At 38.7% G+C, this 21,820-nt stretch carries 20 protein-coding genes; 7 read left to right on the forward strand and 13 right to left on the reverse strand.

Annotated features, from left to right (window positions below; translation table 11 throughout):
* On the forward strand, window positions 1-770 hold a 770-nt coding region (locus tag ACY651_RS05895), incomplete at its 5' end, for a S24 family peptidase (RefSeq protein WP_462250688.1).
* A 439-nt stretch (window positions 771-1,209) separates the two neighbouring features.
* Here ACY651_RS05895 and ACY651_RS05900 read toward each other — a convergent pair.
* On the reverse strand, window positions 1,210-1,764 hold the full coding sequence (locus ACY651_RS05900) for a hypothetical protein (protein ID WP_462250690.1): 555 nt from the start codon (window positions 1,762-1,764) through the stop codon (window positions 1,210-1,212).
* A 304-nt stretch (window positions 1,765-2,068) separates the two neighbouring features.
* Here ACY651_RS05900 and ACY651_RS05905 point away from each other — a divergent pair, with 304 nt between their 5' ends.
* Window positions 2,069-2,938 (forward strand): helix-turn-helix domain-containing protein, encoded by an 870-nt coding sequence (locus ACY651_RS05905; RefSeq protein ID WP_462250692.1) that lies wholly within the window; start codon window positions 2,069-2,071, stop codon window positions 2,936-2,938.
* Between the two features lie 78 nt (window positions 2,939-3,016).
* Window positions 3,017-3,829: a class I SAM-dependent methyltransferase gene (locus ACY651_RS05910; RefSeq protein WP_462250694.1), complete on the forward strand. Its 813-nt coding sequence runs from the start codon at window positions 3,017-3,019 to the stop codon at window positions 3,827-3,829.
* A 122-nt stretch (window positions 3,830-3,951) separates the two neighbouring features.
* Here the strand turns inward: ACY651_RS05910 and ACY651_RS05915 are convergent, their stop codons facing one another.
* Complete coding sequence (locus ACY651_RS05915; protein WP_462250696.1) at window positions 3,952-4,155, reverse strand: hypothetical protein; 204 nt, start codon at window positions 4,153-4,155, stop codon at window positions 3,952-3,954.
* Window positions 4,142-5,401 (reverse strand): hypothetical protein, encoded by a 1,260-nt coding sequence (locus ACY651_RS05920; protein WP_462250698.1) that lies wholly within the window; start codon window positions 5,399-5,401, stop codon window positions 4,142-4,144. Before ACY651_RS05920 ends, ACY651_RS05915 begins: the two co-directional genes overlap by 14 nt.
* Window positions 5,402-5,900: 499 nt before the next feature.
* Here ACY651_RS05920 and ACY651_RS05925 point away from each other — a divergent pair, with 499 nt between their 5' ends.
* A complete protein-coding gene (locus ACY651_RS05925) occupies window positions 5,901-6,086 on the forward strand; it encodes a hypothetical protein (RefSeq protein WP_462250700.1) in 186 nt (61 codons plus the stop codon).
* Window positions 6,087-6,096: 10 nt separating this feature from the next.
* On the opposite strand, the gene ACY651_RS05930 is transcribed toward ACY651_RS05925, so the two are convergent.
* Together ACY651_RS05930 and ACY651_RS05935 are read right to left on the reverse strand one after the other, a co-directional pair.
* Window positions 6,097-6,816, reverse strand: a complete 720-nt coding sequence (locus tag ACY651_RS05930) for a hypothetical protein (RefSeq protein ID WP_462250702.1) — start codon at window positions 6,814-6,816, stop codon at window positions 6,097-6,099.
* The gene (locus tag ACY651_RS05935; RefSeq protein ID WP_462250704.1) at window positions 6,728-7,609 is read right to left on the reverse strand and encodes a hypothetical protein; all 882 of its coding nucleotides are present in this window, start codon (window positions 7,607-7,609) and stop codon (window positions 6,728-6,730) included. The genes ACY651_RS05930 and ACY651_RS05935 overlap by 89 nt, the downstream gene beginning before the upstream one ends.
* Before the next feature lie 123 nt (window positions 7,610-7,732).
* Here ACY651_RS05935 and ACY651_RS05940 point away from each other — a divergent pair, with 123 nt between their 5' ends.
* A complete protein-coding gene (locus tag ACY651_RS05940) occupies window positions 7,733-8,626 on the forward strand; it encodes a caspase family protein (RefSeq protein WP_462250706.1) in 894 nt (297 codons plus the stop codon).
* A 166-nt stretch (window positions 8,627-8,792) separates the two neighbouring features.
* Here the strand turns inward: ACY651_RS05940 and ACY651_RS05945 are convergent, their stop codons facing one another.
* A complete protein-coding gene (locus tag ACY651_RS05945) occupies window positions 8,793-10,493 on the reverse strand; it encodes a GMC oxidoreductase (protein WP_462250708.1) in 1,701 nt (566 codons plus the stop codon).
* Window positions 10,494-10,577: 84 nt separating this feature from the next.
* Window positions 10,578-10,724, reverse strand: coding sequence for a hypothetical protein (locus ACY651_RS05950; protein WP_462250710.1), 147 nt, complete (start codon window positions 10,722-10,724; stop codon window positions 10,578-10,580).
* A 165-nt stretch (window positions 10,725-10,889) separates the two neighbouring features.
* Here ACY651_RS05950 and ACY651_RS05955 point away from each other — a divergent pair, with 165 nt between their 5' ends.
* Together ACY651_RS05955 and bla are read left to right on the forward strand one after the other, a co-directional pair.
* Window positions 10,890-11,129 (forward strand): hypothetical protein, encoded by a 240-nt coding sequence (locus ACY651_RS05955; protein ID WP_462250712.1) that lies wholly within the window; start codon window positions 10,890-10,892, stop codon window positions 11,127-11,129.
* 88 nt (window positions 11,130-11,217) lie between these two features.
* Window positions 11,218-12,096 (forward strand): subclass B3 metallo-beta-lactamase, encoded by an 879-nt coding sequence (gene bla / locus ACY651_RS05960; protein ID WP_462250714.1) that lies wholly within the window; start codon window positions 11,218-11,220, stop codon window positions 12,094-12,096.
* Here bla and ACY651_RS05965 read toward each other — a convergent pair.
* The 6 genes from ACY651_RS05965 to ACY651_RS05990 all read right to left on the reverse strand — a co-directional run bounded on the left by ACY651_RS05965 (window position 12,093) and on the right by ACY651_RS05990 (window position 21,458).
* Window positions 12,093-14,540 carry a WG repeat-containing protein gene (locus ACY651_RS05965; protein WP_462250716.1) on the reverse strand — a complete coding sequence of 816 codons (2,448 nt, stop codon included), beginning with the start codon at window positions 14,538-14,540 and terminating at the stop codon, window positions 12,093-12,095. The genes bla and ACY651_RS05965 overlap by 4 nt on opposite strands.
* 361 nt (window positions 14,541-14,901) lie before the next feature.
* Entirely contained in the window at window positions 14,902-15,420 is a 519-nt protein-coding gene (locus tag ACY651_RS05970; RefSeq protein WP_462250718.1) for a DinB family protein, read from the reverse strand.
* 200 nt (window positions 15,421-15,620) lie between these two features.
* Window positions 15,621-17,783, reverse strand: coding sequence for a xanthine dehydrogenase family protein molybdopterin-binding subunit (locus ACY651_RS05975; protein WP_462250720.1), 2,163 nt, complete (start codon window positions 17,781-17,783; stop codon window positions 15,621-15,623).
* Between the two features lie 151 nt (window positions 17,784-17,934).
* A complete protein-coding gene (locus ACY651_RS05980; protein WP_462250722.1) occupies window positions 17,935-18,582 on the reverse strand; it encodes a hypothetical protein in 648 nt (215 codons plus the stop codon).
* Between the two features lie 46 nt (window positions 18,583-18,628).
* Window positions 18,629-19,090, reverse strand: coding sequence for a (2Fe-2S)-binding protein (locus ACY651_RS05985; protein ID WP_462250724.1), 462 nt, complete (start codon window positions 19,088-19,090; stop codon window positions 18,629-18,631).
* Window positions 19,091-19,304: 214 nt separating this feature from the next.
* Window positions 19,305-21,458, reverse strand: coding sequence for a xanthine dehydrogenase family protein molybdopterin-binding subunit (locus tag ACY651_RS05990; RefSeq protein ID WP_462250726.1), 2,154 nt, complete (start codon window positions 21,456-21,458; stop codon window positions 19,305-19,307).
* Window positions 21,459-21,820 lie beyond the last annotated feature (362 nt).

Raw genomic sequence — 21,820 nt, forward strand, 5'->3', positions numbered from 1 at the left:
GATGTATCCATACTACTCAAGGATACGATTTAAATTATACTGCTGTAATTTTTGGAAAAGAAATTAATTATAACAAAGTATATAATTGTATAGAAATTGATCCGAAAAATTACTTTGATATTAATGGTAAAAAAGGGATTAACGACCCTGAATTATTAAAGTCATACATTATCAATATTTACAAAACGATTATGTATCGAGGTATAAAAGGAACTTTCATTTATGCCTGCAATAAAGATTTGAGAGATTATCTGAAAAAGCATATCGAAACATTTATAAAGGAAATTCCATTTAGAATATTGCGTTTTAATGAAGTAAAGCCTTATGTAAATTCTGTGCCATTATTTGATATATCAGCTGCCGCAGGTAGTTTTGGCGATTGGCAAAAACCTTCATCGGATTATCAGTGGATTGAATTGCCTGCTAATGTAACTGCAAAAAGCGGCTATTTTGTTTGTAAGGTTATTGGTGAATCTATGAATAAAAAAATCCCCAATGGCTCATACTGTTTGTTTAGTAAAGACGAAGGGGGAAGTCGAAATGGAAAAATCGTTTTGGTAGAATTATTCGATAAGCAAGATTCAGAATCTGGATCAAGATATACTATTAAAGAATACAATAGTAAAAAAATCATTGATGAAAATCAATGGAATCATCTTTCCATTACTTTAAAACCAATGTCAGACGATTCAAAATACGAGCCTATTGAATTATCTGGAGATGATATTAATGGTTTAGGTGTAGTTGGAATATTTGTATGTGTATTATAATACAAATATTATCCGCCGCCGCAGGTACATCGCTTTAATCCCTCACTGGCGCAAGTCTTCTTCCGCAGGAATGCGACTTGTGTCTACTAATCTTAGCGGTTTATAACCGCAGCATAACTTCAATAAAATAATGCAGCTTCTCACCAGCACCTGCCGTTCCTACGGAACTTGTAAATCCATCATTATAATTTTTCTACCCAGCTTTCGTCCCGATGGGACGGTGGGCGGGTGTGCGGAAAATATTTATACTTTCACCGCCATATCGCATCAGTAATAGAGTAGCAAAATAAAAGTACTCACTTGCGCAAGTCTTGTTCCGAAGGAAGGTGACTTGTGTCCACTGATCTTAGCGGTTTATAACCGCAGTATACACTTCAATAAAATAGTGTAATTTTCTTACCAGCAGCTGGCGATTCTGCAAATTTCCCCAATTTTTATCCTACAACTTTAAACTGTCTGCCGCAATTTTTTTTTCGGTACCCCAAAAGGCTGATACGTTTACGATCTTCCAGCCATCGGTTTCTTTTTCCATAAGCCTTACCTCCTGGCTTATACGGTAAAATTTTTTGTCGGCGTCTGCATTGTACTGCTTCCAGGTAAGGTAGGCAGCTTTATCGTTAAAAAATTTTATTAGTGCCTTTTCTCTTTTTACCGCCGGGTGTATAATGTTCTTCCCGTTCTTATAATATTTTTCAATCCAATCTTTACCCTGTGTGTTTATTTTTTCCCAGCCTACTGCTGCGCTGGCAGTGGCATCATCATTATTCCACGATTGCATGGCATAGGGTTGGTGGCTCCAGTTACTGGCCCAGCCCTCATAATCGCCGTTAAAAAAATCAGCAGTTTCTTTTTCTATTACTTTCCATATGGAATCGGTGGCTGCTTTTTCATCAAACAATGTAATTGTTGCTGCAGCTTCCTCTTTTTTATTATCTGTTGTACAGGCATTAATAAAGCCGGTGCATACCAGCAGGCAAAAGGTAAATAGGTTCATTTTATTTTTTTTTGGTTACAAAGTAGTGCTTATTTATTTTTAATGCAACCTTGCCGCTAAATATATTTTCAACCACTATACAAAAAATGTTCTGCTGAAACATCTAAATAATATTTTAATGCCCTGTATACAGCACAAGCTATAAAGCGCTCTTTTCTGCATTGGTTAAAAACCAAACAGCGCCCCAAAAACAGCCTGAAAGTTTTATTAATGCTCCAGTTTTCTAAATATTTTTTTGTAAATTTAAGTTTGCAATTCCGGTAACAAATTATTGCAGCTATGTATTTTTTCATCAATTTTAAATTTGTATAATCTTAACCAATATATTGTAGATACGCCTGCCCGCTGCCACAGGCTTAGCTGTGGCGATTCTTTGTTTACCGTGTATAATTGTGGGCTCAACACTAAATTTGCTGATTTGTGGAGCCACAATAATTATATTATTTACGTAGCCGAAGGAAGAAAGATATGGCATACCCCACAAGGCGCTTATGATATTGGCCCTGGCAGTTGCGTTTTTATAAGGCGGGGCGCCGCTATTGTAGAGCAGTTTTTAGAAACTGAGTTTTGTTTTTATCTTTTTTTTGTTTCTGATGCATTTATATGCGAAGTATTGAAAACAAAATCGAAGCCACTTTTTGTAGCTGAGAAAAAATACCATCCCGTTATTCCTATTGAAAGCAGCGAGGCGGTACATTCATTTTTTAAATCGATGCTGCCTTATTTCAATGCACCTGTTGCTCCCGATCAATCTTTGCTGCATTTAAAATTTCAGGAATTGATTCTTACACTGGCCGATAATGATACCAACAGGGAATTATTGTGTTATTTCTGCGGCTTATTACATGCACCGCAATCAGTTTTATTACAAACAGTGATGGAAGATAATTTTTGCTTTAACTTAAAAATGGAAGACTATGCCAAATTAAGTTATCGCAGTTTGTCTGCTTTTAAAAGAGACTTTGAACAACACTATAATACTTCTCCCGGTAAATGGTTAATGGAAAAAAGATTACAGCATGCCCGGCACCTTATTACTTTTGTAGGTAAATCTGTAAGCGATGCTGCTTTTGAAAGTGGGTTTGAAAGTGTGTCGCATTTTAGCAGGGCCTTTAGCAAACAATTCGGTACTTCGCCGTCGGCAATAAAAAAAGCAGGCGCCATATTGGGCTGATGAGTCAAGTAATTGGACTTTACAGTAAAGCCCTTTGATAACAGGTATTTTAGTTTTGATGAACTAAAACAAAATAATATGAATGCAAACAAAGCACTTTGGGAAAAAGGCGACTTTACAAAAATTGCCCAGGTAATGCGGCAGAGTGGTACAGCATTGGTGGCCACATTAGGTATCACAAAAGATTTATCTATTCTTGATCTTGGTTGTGGGGATGGAACAACAGCTTTACCCGAGGCAGCATTGGGCGCAACCGTATTGGGGGTGGATATTGCCGGCAATTTAGTTGCAGCAGGAAACGAACGTGCAAAAGCAGCAGGATTAAGCAACTGCAGTTTTCAGGAAGGTGATGCAGCAGCACTGGTTGATTTAAAGGATAAAACTTTTGATTTGGTGGTGAGCATCTTTGGTGCCATGTTTGCGCCCAGGCCTTTTGATGTGGCAAAAGAAATGGTACGTGTTACCAAACCTGGTGGACGTATTGTGATGGGTAACTGGATACCGGGAGACCCAACATTGGTGGCGCAGATTTTAAAGATCAGTTCGGCATATACGCCGCCGCCACCAGAAGGTTTTATCAGTCCGATGTTGTGGGGCGTACCGGATAATGTTACCGAACGTTTTGTACAGGCAGACGTACCAAAAGAAAATATTAACTGCAGTAAAGATAGTTTTACGTTTAATGCGCCTTATGCGCCATCGCAATTATTAAACAACTTTAAAAACTATTATGGTCCTACGATGAATGCTTTTGAGGCGGCTGAAAAAAATGGCAAGGCTGCCGAATTACAACAAGAATTGGAAGCGTTATTTAATAGTCAAAATAAAAGCGGGGATAACAATACTACTTCTATTACAGCTACTTTTTTAAGGGTAACGGTTACACGATAAAATATATAGGTCATCAACCGCTACATGCATTTTTAACCGGCGGCTTAATGCAACAGCAGGAGAGTAGCAAAATAAAAAGTAGTAAAAGCATTGCATTTAAAAAGATTTCGTTGGTCGCAGTTTTAATTGGGTAAATTTCCGCTGGGTACATCGTTAATCGTCGCACCCATCTTCGCCGCTGCTTGCGTTTTTAACCAGCGGCGTATTGCACCAGTAATGGAGCGGCAAAATAAAAAGCAGTAAAGCCATCGCATTTCAAAATATTTCGTTCGTTGTTGTTTGCCTGGAGAAAATTTTGTAGTATCTTTTTTACTACAACGCAGCATTATAAAAAATCTTCAGCAAATTTTTTTCTCCTGGTACGGTTTCTAAAAAAAAGGCTTTACGGTTTTTGCCATCAATAATTTCGAGTACAGCGGTGTTGGGTGGTATGCTGCCCAGGTTTTCTCCGGTAAACAAAATCGTATTGGTGCCGGGGCTTAAGGTAACCGTAATAAATTGTGGCCGTTTTTTTATAAGCAGATTTTTGGCAATTGATTTATTATTGATGCTGATAGAAATAGTGTCGCCATCTTCCACAGCATCATCCCACACGGCTAGTGTAATTTGCTTTGCTTTAGAGGTGATGCTCCCCACTAATTTTTCATTGGTTTGCAAAGGTGGGTCGCCTGGGCCGGGGTAGCTGTAAGGTTGAAACGAATTTATTTTTTCTTTATCCTGCATAAGGATAACTTTTGCAGCCACAAAGTAAGCACCACTGTCGTTGGGGTTATTAAAATTTATATTGAATTTAGTTTTACCAAATTCGCAACGCAGCGTGGCTTTATTGGAAGGATTGCTTACTGAGTAATCGGCAAAAAATGCCAGCACATTACTGCCGGGTTCAATCATTATTTCTTCCCTGTGTTCCTTTTTTGTTAGCACCCATTGATCAAATAAGGTACGGCCATTAAACACTGCCGAGGCCATATCGGTTTTATTAATTGTGGCTGCACTGAAGATGCCATAACGTGTGGTTACATAAGCCGTATCAACCAAACCAAAATAAACGGGAGAGCGGGAAGGGTTGAGGATTTTATCGGTGAAGGCATCCTTCCACGGTGTGTTACTTATACGGGTAAACGCTAAATTACCGGATAAAATAATTTTTTGTAAGGCAACGGCGGCACTGTCTGAAAGGGTGATGCTGTTTTGTTTTAACGGCAGTCGGTTAATGGTTAAACTGGGTTGTTCTTTTGTATTGCGCTTTAAATCAAAACTGCCGTTAAGCGGCAGCATATCTAAATGAAAAGGTTTTTCTTCTGCAGCAAATTTGTTTTTACTTATGGCTAACTGCCAGGCATTTTTTTTTACCAGCAGCAGTTGATATACGCCATAAAAAGCGCCACTTTTAATGGCGATGGCTGCAGGGTAGAGCATACTTTTTTCAGCAGCACCAATTTTTAACTCTATAACAACGGATGTATTGCCTGCTGCAGTTTGCATTTGCCAAATACCTGTAAACACATCTGTTTGCGCCCATGCAGGAGCACATTGCAAAACAAATAATATAACAAACAACCGAATTGGCATGGAGTTGATATTGACTGTAAGATAGAGCTTATTGATTTGCATTTTATGAATGGGGAAGTAAAAATTGTAAATAAACAGAGCTTACAGAATTCTTTTTGTTACCCCAAATTGTTTCGGCGGAACAGGAAAAAATATTTAGAACGGCAATAGTTAAAAACTATACCACCGGCGGAAATAGTTTTACCTTTTCGGTCAATCTTGTTAAGAGTATTTAAATTATAAAACTCCCCATTCCAGCTCCCTATCTGTGGGAGTTCCGATTTATCGGTAGGGGGTGAGGTTTTTACAACGTTTAAATTAATGAGCCAATGAAACAATGATAGATTGCAGGTGGAATATTTATTGTTCGCAGTCGCTTGTATCAGCGACTGTAAATTAATCACAAGACGAGTATTACTTTTTTACCAAGCCAAATATAAAGTATCAGTAAATTATTTACGCAGCAATGTTTATTTAAAAAATAAATGTTTATATTACAACAACTAAATACTCATTAATTATGGCAACAAAAAAAGCATCTAAACCAGCTGCTAAAAAAGCAGCAGCAAAAAAGGCTCCTGCAAAAAAAGCGGCCAAGAAAGCAGCCCCTGCTAAAAAAGCTGTAAAAAAAGCAGCGCCAAAAAAGGCAGCAAAAAAACCGGCTTTAAAAAAAGCTATTTTAAAACCCGTGATTCCAAGTTCTTAAAAGGGCTACATTATTTTTTATCTGCTTCTGTAGCATCTGCTGCAGGAGCAGTTTTTTTTTGTTCCACTTCAGTTGAAAGAGTGTCTGCTGTAACCAAAGGCAGCTCTTCTGTTATCACTTCTTCAATTGTTGCTGAAAATGCAGCCTCATCTGCGGCTACTGGTACTGTATAGTTTGCTTGCACAGGCTTTGTAAGCTTAGCTATCACTAACTTTTCCAGCCGGTGATGCAGTGGTACCAGTCCTGCACCAATTACTACCAGTACCAGCAACTCCAATACTTTATTATGGTGCATCAATTGCTCTATTAAAGGGTGCAGCAGCAAAATCAAAAATTCGAAGAATAATAATAATGAAACTACTCCCATAAAGCGTACTACATTCCTGTGTATGCGTATCCTGCTTACCGCCAGGGTAATAATAAAAAACGTAGGTATAAAAATGCAGATGGCCAGTATTTGCAACTGTTGCAGCCTGCTTTCTTTTTCCCGTTGCTTTTGTTCTGCCAGTTCTGCCTGGCGCAATTGTTCATTACTGCTGATGATCATGGCTTCCCTTGTTTTGGCCTGCCCTTTTAAAGAATCGTGTAAGGCTACCGTTAGTTCCATATAGTTAAAAGCACTGTCGTATTTTTTAGTGTTCTTATAAAAATGGCTGAGAAAACCGGCGGCATCCAGTTCCCTGCTTAGGAAACCATCGTTTCTGCCGGTTACAAAAGCAAGCCTTTGCATAATACAATGCAGAATCGGGCTGCCCGGTTTTTTGAAAAACATTGGCAAGCCCCAGTGCTGTTTCGCAAAGCATATCATTATTAGTACCATCGTTTAAAAAAAGTAAAGCCTTCCGGTAATTGCTCTTGGCGGTGCTGTCGTTTCCTTCGCCAAATTGTACATTGCCCATGCCAAGCAATGCAGCGCCCTGGTAAAAACCATCCTGGTTGCTTACTCCCGTTTGAAATGCTTTTAAAAAATAATAATTTGCCGAGTCCATTTTCTTCATCCGGTAAAAAGTTTCTCCCAGGTTTATCTGTATCCTGTTTTGCAATTCTTTTTTTACTTCGCCGCCTGCAATCTGTACCGTCGAGTCGGCTCTGTGCAGGTAACCCAAAGCGTTTGGGTAATCCGCCAGTAAAATATACATCAGCCCGATATTATTTAATGCACTGGCATAATTGCGGCTGCTGTTTCTTTTTTCTTCCAGCTGCAGTTTTTGCATATAGTTTTTAAGCGCTGCAGAATAATTACCCAGCAGGTATTGCCCGGTGGCCATTACTGCCAGCGAACGGCTTTCTCCTTCTTTATACTTTATATGTTGTGCCAGCAAAAATGCTTTTTGTGCCAATTGTAAAGTGGTATCGGGTTTAAAAAACTGGTATTGCTCGGCAAGTTTCCAGAGTAAGGTTACCCTGTTGCTGTCTTGCTTTTCTGTTTGCAATAAGCGATGAAGGCTGTCTATTTTAGAAGATTGTGCAACAGCAGTGCTGCAATAAACAACAAAAAAAATCAGGCAACAATATCGGAGCATAGACTTATGCTATTAAGGTTTATTGTTGCAAGTTATTGCTCATTCTGCTATTTTCAATTATTTTTAAGGTGTAGTGCTTTTTTTTTACTCCTGCCAATACCAATAAACTAAATTGTATCAATTATGCCAGCCAGTAAACAAATTCCGTTTTCGCAGCTATTGGAAAAATTTAAAAAAACCATGAACGGGGAGAAGGTTAAAAAGCAACCCAGGTTGGTGCTCATTATCATGGCCAATACCCACGATGCCGCATTAAATGAAGGTTGCGTAAAGGATGCCAATGCCGTTAAAAAAGTATTTGCAGATATTTGCAAACATATTCATTACGATCTTTGTGCCATAGAAATATCAGGTCACAATTATCATCGTGATAATTTGATACAGGCTGTGGACAGTATTATATTGCATAATGAAAATGATGTGACCCTGTTTTATTATTCGGGTCATGGTTTCAGTTATCATAAAGACAGCAGGCGCAAGTATCCGCAGGTAGATATGCGTCCGCATAACGACCAGGTGCAATACAATAAAATTGATTTTATAGAAAAGCATACCGAAAACCTGGCGGTGATATTAAACATCATCCGTTTTAAAGGTGCCCGTATCAATATTGCAATCGGCGATTGCTGTAATACTATTATACCTTTTAAACGGCCGCTGAAGAGTGAAAAGGATATGAACATAGTAAAAGGTATTATGCCCGGGTTAAGCAAGGCGCTCACTAAAAAATTGTTTACTGATGCAAAGAATGCGGTATCTATATTGGTATCATCATCGCAGCATGGCCAGCCCGCAATAACTGACATGGCAATGGGCAGTATATTTACCCATCACTTTACAAATGAGTTAGCCAATACCATTTCCAATAAACCCAAAGGAAATCAATACCTGCCATGGTTAAGGCTTTTAAAACAAAGTGCCAACAAAGCTTTTAGGGATAGTAAGGGTTATGATGTAGGTGACGGAAAGAAGGGAAAACAAAAAGCGGTGTTTGAGGTGTTTATTGATAAGGAGTAATTTTATACCGTTATCGATATAAGTCCAAAGCCTGGTGTGCAGGATAGGGTAGGACTGTCAGCTTAGCAAAACCTACAGCAATGCATAGAGTAAAACATTCAGTTCTTTTTTCTGCAATAATTTTTTCTGCACTAACCATTTTTATTATTGCTGAATTTACTCTCCATCATAAATTCCCTTTCCTGATTTCCTTTACCGCATAATCACAAGCTCTTGCAGTAAGCGCCATATAAGTTAAAGAGGGATTTTGGCAGGCGCTTGATACCATGCAGGAGCCATCTGTAATAAATACATTAGGTACTTCATGCATTTGGTTAAATTTATTCAGCACCGATGTTTTTGCATCATGGCCCATTCGTGCAGTACCCATTTCATGATTGGCATTACCGGGTGCTGATATTTCTGCTTTCACCGTAATATCTTTAAACCCTGCAGCAGCTAACATTTCCTGACCCTTCTTTACCATATCAAGATGCATGGCTTTTTCGTTTTCTTTAAACTCACAATCAATTTTAATGATGGGACGGCCCCAAGAATCTTTTTTATCCTTGTTTAAAGTGATTCGGTTATCCGCATAGGGCAAACACTCGCCGTATGCATAAAGATTTATTTGCCACGGCCCGGGTTCTGTTAAGGCATCTTTTAATTCTTCTCCAATAACGGCGCTGCCTGCCTGCCGTGGCCGGGAAGCATTGGCACCAAAATGATAGCCTCGAATATAGCCGGGTGTTGTATCATCTATATTTTGAAAACGTGGAATAAATAATGATGTTGGCCTGCGGCCTGAATAATACAAATTTTCAAATCCATCAACACTTGCCGTTATAGAAATCCCTTTGTGGTGATCCATCAGGTTGCGACCCACCTGGTCGCTGCCGTTTCCCAATCCATTGGCAAAACGTGTGGATACTGAGTTGAGCAAAATAGAAGCCGTTGCTACTGTAGATGCATTAAGAAAAATAAGCCGGGCATAAAACTCCTGTGTTTGTTTGGTTTCGGTATCTATAATTTCTACACCTGTTGCTTTTCCTTTTTGTTCATTATAAATTACTTTATTTACCATCGAATGAGGCCTTACTGTTAAATTGCCTGTTGCATAGGCAGCAGGCATGGTACTGGCATTGGTACTAAAGTATGCACCGTACGGACAACCACGATGGCAAAGATCCCTGGCCTGGCATTGCCCTCTGCCTTTAACCGGCTGCGTTAAATTAGCTGTTCTGCCCATGATTACTTTTCTGCCGGGGTAAATATTTTCTATCTTTTCTTTAAAATGTTTTTCCACCACATTCATTTCAAACGGCGGTTGAAATTGCCCGTCGGGTAAATGTGGTATACCATCCCTGTTGCCGCTTACGCCAATAAAAGACTCCACATAATCGTACCACGGCGCAATATCTTTATACCGTATCGGCCAGTCAACACCGTTACCATCATTCAGGTTGGCTTCAAAATCCAGATCGCTCCAGCGGTAACTGGCTCTTGCCCATAACAACGAACGTCCGCCAACAATATCACCACGTATCCAGTCGAAGCGTTTTGTTTCTTCATATGGATTTTCCTGGTCGTTGATATAAAAATGTTTGTTGTCTTCCCGGTAAGAGTAATGGCGACTTTGAATAAAGCTCCGCTTTTTATCATCTGCAGACAAACTGAGGTGGTGCGGAAATTCCCATGTGGCTTTGTTAGCTGTTGGGTAATTTGGATGCTGCACATTGCCACCACGTTCCAGCAGCAATACTTTTAATCCTTTTTCACATAATTCTTTAGAGGCCCAGCCGCCGCTGATGCCCGAGCCAACAATGATGGCATCGTAAGTATTTTGTTGTGTTGCCTTGTTGTTTATATAGAGCGAATCTTTGGGCATAAATAAAAATTGTTCAGTAAATATACATCGTGTTTGCAAAGTAAAATGCGGTACAAAAATAATTATGAATTACTAATGATGATGTTATTCGCTTTCTGTATTATCATGAAGTTCATCATGGCCGCTGTCTGGTGTGCAGGGCTGGCAAAGTGGCGCAGCAGCACCAACAGCGATGCATGCTGTTAAACAATTAAGGCGCTCACCGATTATGTTTGGTAACCGGGCTATCAATACCAACTTAATTAAGACTTAACAGCAACTTCGGAGCAACGCTATAGCAACCTTATTAAACTATACCCAAACTGGAATATTATTGCACCAACTTGCCCAAACATGCCCAAACTGGAAAATGCGGTTCTGCTGCGGTAGTATATTGCAGTAGTTAAAAAGTAACAAATGCAACACGAAAATTGTGAGCCACAAGTAATAATAAGATCATGCAATGCCAGGCAGCTGGCATACTGTTATGGTGTAAGTAAAAAAGTATTGCAGCGATGGCTAAGGCCACATCAGAAAAGTATAGATATTCGTAAAGACCATAAATATTCTTTAGAACAGTTGCTCATCATTATTGAACTTATTGGAGTGCCGATCAGTTCACCATTGGTTAAAAATAAAACAGATGCCAATCTTTAAAAGGATGCCGCCGCTTATATAAAACTTATTTTCATTTTTCTAAAAACCTAATATCTTTGAATTTCAATTTCATTCTCCATCAATATATATGTTGAACAACTCATTAAAAAATATAGCATTTGTTGTTATAATATCAGTAACAGCAATAACTGCCTCCGCACAAAAAGTAAAAGAACCAAAACCATGGTCGGATGAATGGGCAAAGACTTACCAGCCATTCCGCATTGCAGGCAACCTGTATTATGTAGGTACTTACGACCTGGCCTGTTATCTCATTACCACACCACAGGGAAATATTTTGATCAATACAGGGTTGGCGGCTTCTGCAACACAAATAAAAAATAACATCAAAGCATTAGGTTTTAAATTTTCTGACATCAAAATATTATTAAACACACAGGCGCATTACGATCACATGGGTGCCATGGCTTTTATTAAAAAGAAAACCGGCGCACAACTGATGATAGATGAAAAAGATGCTTCTGTATTAAAAGATGGAGGCAGCAGTGATTATGCATTAGGTGGCAAGGGTAGTACTTTTAAGCCGGTGGTAGCAGATCGTTTATTGCATGATGGCGACACCATTACATTGGGGAATATGCAACTGATAATGCTGCATCATCCCGGCCACACCAAAGGCTCCTGCAGTTTTTTGTTTACTGTAAAAGATGAACAAAAAGCTTACAAAGTGCTTATTGCAAATATGCCTACCATTGTTACTGATAGTTCTTTTACATCTATCAATAGTTATCCTGCAATAGCTGCCGATTATGCATACACGTTAAAGGCTATGAAAAATATTTCGTTTGACATTTGGGTGGCTTCTCATGCCAGCCAGTTTAAAATGCACAGTAAACATAAACCCGGCGTTGCTTATAACCCTGCTGCATTTATTGACCAGGCCGGTTATGATGCAGCAATAAAAGATTTGGTAAAAGAGTATGAGGAGAAAATTAAACAGGATTAATGATTGTTAATTGTTTTTGGAGCGGCGGTTGATGCATTATTTATTTTCCATAATTCTCTTGCTTCTGCAGGATAATAAGTTTTATAGTTTTCTGAACCCACATTCATTTCTATTAAAAGTGCAGGTAATTTTTTTTGAGTATCGTTTTGCCTGAACATTTTTAAACGGGATGTTGCTTTTGTGCGTTCCACAAATATTTCCAGGGCATCACCATCAACCCGCCAAAAGTTATTGTTAGTGGGTGCAGGCGGTGCAGCAGTACCTGAAAAATCCTGGTAATAATCATACGTTCCATTTGCCCTGAAAATAAAATACCCATTAAAGTTTATGGCGTCGTCACGGTATTTCCAGGTGCCCACCATGGAGGGATCAACCGTTCCTTTCATTGGCACCGGGGGCAATAGTATAGCAGTTAATGTATCCCTGTTTGCTGTTACTGGTTTAGTTGTAAGTTTGGTAGTGGCTTTTGTTGTTTTAACCAGCTTACATTTATTATCAAAATAATACCATTCATCGTTAAGCCTTGCAATAAATTTATTTGGTTCATCATAATTGTTAGCATTTGAAAAACTTTCGTATTGCAATGGTATTACCGCTTTGCCTGCTTTATCAATTATACCCCATTTGCCGTTTAGTTTTACCATAGCAAGCCCATCATTAAAACCATTAAAGCTGCCGTCTTCAAAATCAAATTCTCCAATTTTGTCGTAGATAAAAGGAATTACTTCTTTGCCAGTTGAATCAAGGAAGCCCCATTTGTCAGTTTGTTTTGTTTCCCAAAAATTTTCGCTTACCATACCAATCTCATCATATTTTATTGCAGTAATGGCTTTACATTTACTGTCTATCAGCCCCCATTTATTATTTAATTTTACAGCTGTTCTGTTTCCGAAAATATTTATACGAATCATCTGGTATGTCACTGGTAACACTTCTTTACCAGTTTTATCTAAAATACCATATTTATTATCGAGCATTATCCTTACCAGTTGATCGTAAGAAAAATTAATGATCTCATCATACTTAACCGGTATTACTTCTTTACCTGCTGTATCTAAAGCGCCATATTTTTTATCAAGCTTTACCATAAACAGGTGGTCATAAAATAAATCTTTTATGTCATCATACTGTACCGGTATTATAGCGCTGCCTTCCTCAGTAACGTAACCCCATTTAGTACCCGATTGCACCAGCGCCTTGCCTTTTCTAAAATAAAATGGAAACGCATATTTTGTTTCCAGTATTTCCTTGCCCGTTTTATCTACCCTGCCATACTTGCCATCCCGTTTTACTTCCGCTGCTGCACCCATAAAATCTTTTACCGCCTCGTAAGTAGCGGGTACTATTTCTTTACCACTTTTATCTGCAAAACCCCATTTACCCGTTGGCAGTTTTACTGCTGCCATTCCATTTCTAAAATCTCTAACTTCAGCATATACCGGGGCAACAATTTCTTTCCCGGTTTTATCAATAAAGCCCCATTTTTTATCAATGCTCACTTTTGCAAAACCTTCGGTAAAAGTATATATGGTATTGTATTTTATTGCCGCTACAACTTTACCGGTTTTATCAATGTATCCATAATTACTATCCAGCCTTACCCACGCTATACCTTCTTTAAAATTTCCTGCTTCCTCATATTTTGTTTCAGCTATTTCATTTCCTGTTTTATCAATAAAGCCCCACTTGTTATTTAGCTTAACCCGTAACCTACCTTCGCTGATGTTATCTACCGTTTGGTATTTAAATGGAATAATTTCTTTGCCTGTTTTATCAATAAAACCATATTTATTATGGAGAGCAGCCCAGGCAAGGCCTTCTTTAAAATTTCCTGTTAGCCGGTATTTAAATGGAATAATTTCTTTGCCTGTTTTATCAATGAAGCCCCAGCTACTATCCAGTTTTACTCTTATCAAACCTTCGCTTGCGGTATCTTCATCCTGGTATTTAAACGGTATAATTATTTTTCCTGTTTTATCAATGAAGCCCCATTTATCATTCAGCTTTGCTCTTGCTGCTCCTTCATAAAAACGATCTGCACTCTGGTACATAAATGGAATTATTTGTTTACCGGTTTTATTGATGAAACCCCATTTGTTATCTAATTGCACTCTTGCCATATTTTCTTTAAAATGATCTCCGCCCTGGTATTGTATGGGGATGACCAGCTTGCCGGCTGTATCAATATATCCAATTTTTTTATTGATAACCACTGCAGCCATTCCATCATTAAAATCATAGGCGAGATCGTAGGTTGCTTCAACAATAGTTTTATTTGCCTGGTTTTTAAAACCATATTTACCTTTTGTGTTACGGTAGGTTTTTAAAACATTTTCCTGTGCACTTATAAAGATGGGTAATACAAAAAGAAAGAGGAGTGGCAGCCGGTAACAACAGGCAAGTTTGCGCTGTATTAGCAAATGAAAAAAATATTTTTGTTTCATCACTGAATAATTATTTAAATCAATGATTGTAAAAGGAGGGGCCGGGCTGAGTTTTTTATAAGGTATATAAATTTAAAACTTATTACAGATATTTAAAAACTTTTAGTTGCAAAATTTAATGCCTGTGCCAAACTTAATTTTTGATTATACCAATTGGATATTGAAAATACACTGTCAGCCTGGTTTTGGCGAAGATGGGTTGACTCTTGCACCCGGTTTCGACGAGCTCAACCTGACATTTTTTTATTGGCTAGATTAAATGTCCAATTGGGATTACTTGTAAAACTGGTGCAGACCACTTACAAAAAACGCAGCTGTTATTAAGAGCTGCGGCAATAAAAAAAATATAAAAACTAAATGTTTATTTCATTTGTGCCATCATGGCCTGGCTTTCTTCGTAAGTGGGGCCGTACAAACCGGGAACTGTATTGCCGCTTGCCCTTAAATGCGCCACCAGCTCTCCACGGTGGTGGTATAAATGATTAAATAAAAAACCCCGGGCCACCACCACCTTTGGCATTGGAGGCATTATATCGTGACCGCCCATTTGCATATGCCACACATTCATAAAAGCAGATTCATCAGCGTTTTCTAATACCTTTTTTGCAGCGGCAACATTTTCTTCAAACTTTGCAACTATGTTGGCTGCTTTGCTGATATCGCCTTTATCATATTTGTAAGTGCCCATATCAAATACATCCTGGTTAAAAGTAGCATCGTACCAGTTGTATACTTCTGCAATGTGCGAAGCTAAATGACCTACAGACCATAAATGGGGTTGTGGTTTATAATCCAGGGCAGAATCGGGAATAGCTTTTAGTAATTTACGGGTGTTTTCAGCTTCATGCTCAAATTCACCCAATAGTGCTTGCTTTATCATGATAATTAATTTTAGATATTAAATGTACAATTTTATATTTTCTTTTTTATTTTGATACCATAAAAACAAAACAACTTTGTTGGAAGCAATTTTCTGCAGAAATATAATGGTTCGTGAAGACACGAATCACGGCAGTGTAAAAAAAATATTTAATGTACAGCACATCGCCAAATAGAAGAGTAGTTACTGCCAGCATTCAATCAAACGGTATCTAAACTAAAAGGCAGTTTTCTTATACGCTTGCCGGTTAAATCATAAATGGCATTTGTAAGTGCAGGAGCAAAAGCCGGCAGACCAGGTTCTCCAACTCCGCCTGCATCGGCAGTATTTTCCATGATGTACACTTCAATAGGAGGTACATGATTTATTCGTGGCATGGGGTAGGCGTAAAAGTTTTTTTGTTCAACCAAACCATCTTTAAATGTTATTTCATGTATGGTGGCGGCACCCAATGCCATTACAATAGCGCCTTCTACCTGTGCTTTAATGGTATCGGGATTTACATACCAGCCACAATCAATTACTGCCCAAACTTTGTCTATTTTTATTCTGCCATTATCTTTTGAAATCTTCACTACCTGCCCGACTGTGCCTCCAAAACATTCCGTAATCGCAGCGCCATAGCCAGCATTTTTCTTTTTGTTTTTCCAGCCAGATACTTCCTGTAATTTATCTATAAGAAAATGTAAACGTTCTTCTTTTAAATATTGCCTTCTTAATTCAAGTGGATCTTTTTCTGCAGCAACAGCCAGTTCATCCATAAAACTTTCAAATGCAAAACCATTTGTAGATGCATATACAGAACGCCACCACATTGTAGGTATGGGTGTTTCAAAAATAACTTCACTAAAACTTATGTTTTTTATGCTGTCAAAAAAGGGTTTTAAAAATCCTTCGGAGGTGCTGCGGTTGGCTTTTGTTTTATCCCCAGATCTCCAGTGATCATTATTCTGGCCAGCCATCCTGATTTTAAAAGCATGTATCTCCCCATTTTCAACAACGCCTTCGCAGCGGTAGGAGATACCGGGGCGGTAAGGTCCCTGCGTCATGTCATCTTCCCGGCTCCACACCACCTGCACCGGAGCACCTATTTCTTTTGATATTAGTGCAGCTTCATGCGGATAATCCATAAACGCTTTTCTGCCAAAACCTCCACCCAAAAAAGTCATGTTCACAATTACTTTTTCTCTTGCCAAACCCATTTCTTTGCTGATGTAATCCTGCACCCATTCTGGTGCTTGTATCGGTCCCCATATTTCCAGTTTGTCGCCCTGCCAATGCGCCACACAATTCAAAGGTTCCATACAACTGTGCGATTGATACGGCGTTTGATAAACCACATCAATTTTTTTTGCGGCTTGTTGAATAATACTATCAGGATCTCCCACTTTGCGAAATGAAAGTCCCTCAGTTGTTTTAAGCGCTTCCTGCTGGCGCTTAAAAATTTCTGCGGTATCTAAATGTTCAAAGCCGCTGTCGTCCCATGTTACTTTTAATGCTTTTTTTCCCTGCATAGCAGCCCATGTGCTGTCGGCCACCACGGCTACACCTTCCCGATAGGTGTTGAACACACCCATCCTTACTTTAAAAATATTTTTTACGCCGGGTATTTTTTTTGCAGCAGCATCATCAAAACTTTTTATAATGCCACGCAGGCGTGGATTACGCTCCACCGCAGCAAACAGCATACCCGGAATTTTTTTATCCAACCCAAATACAGCAGTGCCATTTGTTTTTAAAACGGTATCCTGCCGGTGAAGTGGCTTGCCAATTAGTTTGTATTCTGCACGGCTTTTTAATTTTACATTCTTTGGTGCTTCCAATTTTGATGCGTCAGCAACCAACTCTCCGTAATGAAACTTTTTACCTGAAGGTTTATGAAAAACATGCCCTGATGCTGCATAACATTCCGATGCCGGCACATTCCATTTTTTGGTTGCTGCTGCTATCAGCATTTCACGTGCTGTAGCACCAAGGGTTAATAAATTTTTGTAAGAACTTCTAACAGTAGAACTGCCGCCTGTTACCTGGCTGCCAAATTTTTTATTATCGCCCTGTGCAAAAACAATATTTATTTTATCCAGATCTACTTCCAGTTCTTCGGAAATTATTTGTGGTATGACCTGGTAAACGCCTTGCCCCATTTCGGCACGGTGGCATAAAATGGTTACTTTTCCGGAAGGATCAATATGTATCCATGAATTTAGAGCAGTAGTTGCGGCTTCTTTGTCACCATTTAAAATTTTTGAATCTCTTGCCATTGCAGGAAAATAAAAACTCAGGCAAAGCCCTGTTGCTGTTAAGCCTGATACCTTAAGAAAATTTTTTCTCGATATCGTTTTAATATTTATTGTTTCTGACATAGCTGAAGATTCTTTTTGTAAAGACCTCATCCCAACCCCTCTCCAAAGGAGAGGGAACTGGAATTGGGTATTTTATAATTTAAAATATCCTGAACTAAATGACATTGCTTATTGCAGCAACCACCTTAACCTATTTCATTCATAATTAAAATTATTTTTTAGGAGCATAAGCTCCTTTTTCTAACCAGGTGATCCATGCTTTTTTAAATCCTGCATGGCTCATTGGAGGTAGCGTACGTCCTTCACCAGGGTTCCAGGCGGCTAACACCAAAACATCATCTGCATGTGCAATTAACTGTTGTTTATTTTTATTGCCATTTTGTTTTGGATCAATTAATTGCTTAGCCAATTGATGAGGCTTTCTGCCCTGGAAAACCATTTTCATATCTGCCGGCGGCAAATGCCAGTTGGGATCGCCGGGAGGCATATGTACTCCTGCTGTATTTTCAGGCTGGTGACAATTGGTACATTTCATTGCATAAACTCCTTTACCTTCTTTGCCTCTTTTTGGAAGCATCGTATGCAAATGACTGTCGTCTCCCTGCAGCGGCACATCTCCAGAAGGATGACAATTCATACAACGGGGACTCATTAAAACTTTATATACCTGCATAAATGCTTTAACCGATTCTATGCTGTCTTTATTAATATTTGCAGGTGCATGATTGTAAAGAGCTACATCATTTTTTTCTTTAAATGCTAACGTTACAGCAGCAACTGTAAAGAGCATTACCAGCATTATTGCAATACTTTTTAAGGGTAAAATTTTTTTTGTGTTATTTTGTGAGTGCTGTTTCATAACATGTATAATTTTAAACAGTAGCAAATGTTGTGTTCAAATAAATTTATCCTTTCTGCTGCATTTCTGCTGCCAGGTGAATGGCCTTGCGGATTCGCAGGTAAGTTCCGCAGCGGCAAATATTGCCTGCCATGGCATCGTCAATATCCTGATCTGTTGGGTTAGGATTTTCCCTTAGCAAAACTGCCGCAGACATTAACTGGCCCGAATGACAATAGCCACATTGCGGCACATCAATTTCCTGCCAGGCTTTTTGTAATGGATGATTATTATTTTCTGATAAGCCTTCTATCGTCAAAATTTTTTTTCCTTCGGCCCTGCTAACTTTTGTAATGCAGGAACGGACAGCTTCTCCATTTAGGTGCACTACACAGGCGCCGCATTGTGCTACGCCGCAGCCATACTTGGTGCCTGTAAGGCCAAGCGTATCTCTTATCACCCATAATAACGGCATATCAGGACTTACATCAACCTGGTAGTTTTTCTGATTAACATTTAATGAAATCATACACTAATAAAATATTAAAAATGATAAATATTTTTTACTTGTTTATTTAAATCAATTTGTTTTGTTGAAAAAATTCTGCTAATTCTTTCAAACTTTTTTTAGCCTTACTTCCTGCTTTTACCAATTTCAAATTTCAACGCTAAACTCCGGCTAAAGCAGCAAAGCACATCAGACTTCACATCAATTTGTTTGCCATAAAATTCAATTTAAATAATTAAACATTATCTAAACCAAAAGGCATTTTACGAATGCGCTTGCCTGTAGCAGCAAAAATTGCGTTGGCCAATGCAGGTGCAAATGGCGGCAGGCCGGGTTCTCCCACGCCTTTTACCTTTCCACCTTCTGCAAGAATATGCACTTCAATTTCCGGCACTTCATTTATTCTTATCTGCGGGTTATCGTAAAAATTGCTTTGCATTACTTTTCCGCTTTGTAAAGTAATACCCGGTTTTATTGCAGCACCAAGTGCCATTACAATTGAGCCTTCTACCTGGTTTTTTACATTGCCGGGGTTTACCACTTCGCCCAAATCAATCACCGCAAAAACTTTATCTATGCTGATAGATTTATTTGCATGGTAAGTTACTTCTACCACATGGGCACAAAGGCCTGCAAAAAATTCCCATTGTGCCACGCCTCTTGCTTTGCCTTTTGGCAATGGTTTATCCCAGTTGGATATTTCTCTGAGCTTCAATAAAACTCTTTTTAAATCTGATGGTTTTGTAAGCAGCGATAAACGAAAATCCAAAGGATCTTTTTTTGCTTTATTCGCCAGTTCATCTATAAAACACTCATGTGCAAATGCCACGGTGGAGCTGGTTACCGACCGCCATGCAGCAAGCGGCACATGATAATCTGCCCTTACATAACTCGTTTTTATATTCGGTATTTCATAAGCCTGTTCGCCAATTCCTTCCACCATAATATTGTCAACTTTATTCTTATCAAAAGTTTTATTCATCGCCTGCATGTAAGAAGGGCTGATTACTTTATGCCAGAATGCAACCAGTTTTCCTTCTTCTGAAAATCCAGCTTTTAATTTTGAAAAAGTCATTGGTCTGAAAGGGCCCTGGTCTGTTGTATCTTCTCTTGACCAGATTACTTTTACAGGTTTATTAATTTGCTTTGCAATGTTTACCGCTTCAATTATATAATCAATATTTAACCTTCTGCCAAAACCGCCGCCAATAAATGTGGCATGCAGTTTAATATTTTCTGCAGTAAAACCAATATGCCTGTGCAGATCATTGGCACCGCTTCCGGTAAGTGTACTGGGCACTTGGGTTGATGTCCATATCTCTACTTTATCTCCCTGCACCTGCGCTACACAATTCATTGGCTCCAATGCATGATGTGCTATCATGGGTGTTTCGTAAAATGCTTCAAGAGTATTTTGCGGCAGTAATGTAACGGTATCGGTTGCCCCAATATTTTTATCAATCAATCCTTCTTCTTTTGCAAGAGAACGCAAATGATTTTCATAATCTGCAGAATTGAAAGTTGAAAATCCTTTGTTGTCCCATTCTATTTTTAATTTTTTACGTGCCTGCGCAGCAGCCCAGTAAGAATTTGCAATTACTGCCACGCCAACAGAATGATAGATGCCGATTATCCTTTCCACTTCTGCAACTTTTTCTACTCCCTGCATGGCAAGCGCTTCGCTGGCATCAAAACTTTTTAAGGTGCCGCCAATTACCGGGCAGCGCTGCACTGAAGCAAAAAGCATGTTGGGCACCTGCACATCAATTCCAAATTCTGCCTTACCGTTAGTCTTTAATGGTACATCAGGCCGCTTCATGGGTTTACCCAAAATTTTAAAATCTTTAGGGTCTTTTAATTTTGGTTCTTTGGGCAATTCCAATTTTGATGCGGCTTCCACCAATTCGCCATAAGTAAGTTTTCTCATGGTGGGTTTATGAATCACTGTTCCATTTTCTGCATAGCAAGTTTCAATATCCACTGCCCATTGCATAGCTGCGGCTTTTACAAAAACTTCTTTTGCAGCAGCGCCTACTTTTCTTAATGCAGTATAATTGCTTCTTACTGATGAACTGCCGCCTGCCCGCTGGCCCGGCCCTAATTCTTTTTCTCCGTTTGATTGTTTAATAATTATTTGATCGAGTGATACTTCAAACTCTTCTGCAATAAGCGCTGGTATAGCTTGAAAAGTGCCCTGGCCCATTTCGGGCTTGGTGTTGTAAATAGTAATAGCTCCGCTGGACTCTACCAAAATGTACGGTGAAAAATTTTTAGCACCTGCAAGGCTTACCGTTTTTTGGGCATAACCTTTGGTGGAAAGCCCCAGCCATAAAGCTGCGCCTGCAACACTGGTGTGTTTAATAAAACTTCGCCTCGTAACCTGTTTCATTGTTATTGTAATTTATAAAACCTGCCAATAATTTGCATAAATAAAATTACTTCAATTCCTTGTATTATTCTTCCGAAATTTTTTGCAGTCTTGTTATTGCTCCTTTCTCAATAAAGCATAAAATTCCTAAAATGATTGTGGCTGGTGCAATTTTTCTTTTCAAAATAGCAGTATAAAAATGATGATATAAAGCTACATAGAATTATGGCGGATAAAAAAATAAAATCAGTAAAATATTTTTCTTCAGCATTCTTTATTTGGAGTTGTTTAACAAATGCAAAAAAATCTAAACAGGCAAAGATTTAATAACACAGTTCAAAGAGATTATTGCAAATTTGAAATAATTTGATATTAGCCATTCT

Source organism: Ferruginibacter sp. (assembly GCF_031391665.1).
In the GTDB taxonomy this organism is placed as follows: domain Bacteria; phylum Bacteroidota; class Bacteroidia; order Chitinophagales; family Chitinophagaceae; genus Ferruginibacter.